Source organism: Microcystis sp. M53603_WE2 (assembly GCF_030065435.1).
Genome location: NZ_JASJFF010001064.1, coordinates 1 through 1627, shown reverse-complemented (window position 1 = coordinate 1627; position 1627 = coordinate 1). Strand labels below are relative to the sequence as shown.

Annotated in this window: 2 protein-coding genes and 1 pseudogene; all 3 read left to right on the top strand. The window is 37.8% G+C overall.

The features are described 5' to 3' along the window. Positions 1 to 439 precede the first annotated feature (439 nt). Positions 440 to 553, top strand: a pseudogene (locus PX481_RS29875) (TIGR03032 family protein); the annotation flags it as partial. A gap of 93 nt (positions 554 to 646) precedes the next feature. Next, positions 647 to 1066, top strand: a complete 420-nt coding sequence (locus PX481_RS22400) for an element excision factor XisH family protein (RefSeq protein WP_002764234.1) — start codon at positions 647 to 649, stop codon at positions 1064 to 1066. After that, positions 1051 to 1389, top strand: coding sequence for a XisI protein (locus PX481_RS22395; RefSeq protein WP_002732736.1), 339 nt, complete (start codon positions 1051 to 1053; stop codon positions 1387 to 1389). The genes PX481_RS22400 and PX481_RS22395 overlap by 16 nt, the downstream gene beginning before the upstream one ends. Positions 1390 to 1627: the final 238 nt, after the last annotated feature.

Sequence of the window (1627 nt, the reverse complement as noted above, 5' to 3'; positions counted from 1 at the left end):
CCGGACCACCAAAACCGATAATGCCGATTTTGAGAAATAAAAGGGCAAGTTGCGAGAGATTGGGAGGCGATGAAGTCAGCATTTTCTGATTACCAATAGTTTTTCCAGAATCAAGTTTATATCCAAAAGAATAAGCTTAAGCTAAATTCTTGGCTAGATCTGGTCAATTCCATAATTGCAAAAGTGTATTACACAAACTCAATCATAAGTATTTAATGCTCCCGTTCAAGTAAATTTGATACAAAAAAAGTTAAGAAAACTTTATAAATAATATTGATTAATTTGTTTATAATGAACCCCATTAATACCAACTGAAACCCATCAGCACCTCCCTTATTAAGGGGGGCAAGGGGGGATCAAACCTTATTAAGGTTAGTCAACAAACCATAGACAATAATCAATTATCACAATCGATGCTAATCTATGCCCAAAAAACTCTATGGACAGCTTGCCGCCTAACACTAACCAGTTTTCAGATACCCAAGAGCCAGCAGCGAGTCCATCTCAGCGCCAAGCAGTGCCGGTCAATTATCCCGAACTGCTACCGGAATTGCTGTAGGCACTCGTCTTTTGATTTTTACAAGAGGTCTTGAGAACAGAAAAATTTGCTATACTGCTGATTAGAGTATTTATCCTCTGAATTTTTGTGTCTGCAAGAGATATTTACCACGACACTGTAAAACTTGCTTTAGAGAAGGACGGGTGGGCAATCACTCACGATCCTTTTCCACTTCAAATTGGCAAGAAGCGTTTATCCGCTGATTTGGGAGCAGAACGCTTAATCAGTGCGGAGAAAGAATTGCGGAAAATTGTCGTTGAAGTGAAAAGCTTTGTAGGACAGTCTGACGTAAAGGATTTACAGCAAGCTTTGGGGCAGTACGTCTTGTATCGTCAAATCCTTAACGAGATGAAAGTTGAGCGAGTTCTTTATCTGGCCATATCTCAGCCAACTTTTAACAGTGTTTTTAGTATAGAATTAGGGCAGGTATTGCTAAAGAATCAGATTGTGAAATTAATTGTCTTTGATGATGAAAGTGAGGTAATCGTGCAATGGATACCCGATTAAAATATCAAGGTATTATTAAGACTGTTCTCCAGAATCATGCTAACTATCGTGCTACTTTACCTGATGGTTACACTTCTCAGGTTATATTTGATGATGAACGAGGACATTATCTAGTTTTAGATTTCGGTTGGAGTGGTAATAAGTATCTCCATGCAACACCAATTCACCTTAGCTTGGTTGTCGATAAAGTCTGGATTCAATGTGATGAAACGGAGGAAGGCATAGCTACTGATTTGATGGAGGCAGGTATTCCCAAAGAAGATATAGTCCTGGGTTTTCGTTATCCTAAAATACGCAAATATACGGGATTTGCTGTGGCTTAGTGACCAGAAATGTTGAATCTATACATAAAACTTTATACACAAGCTGAAATTGCAAAAGTGTTTTAGACAAACTCAATTATAAGTATTTAATACCACCGTTCAAGTAAATTTGCTACAAAAAAAGTTAAGAAAACTTTATAAATAATATTGATTAATTTGTCTATAATGAACCCCATTAATACCAACTGAAACCCATCACCACCCCCCTTATTAAGGGGGGCAAGGGGGGATCAAACCT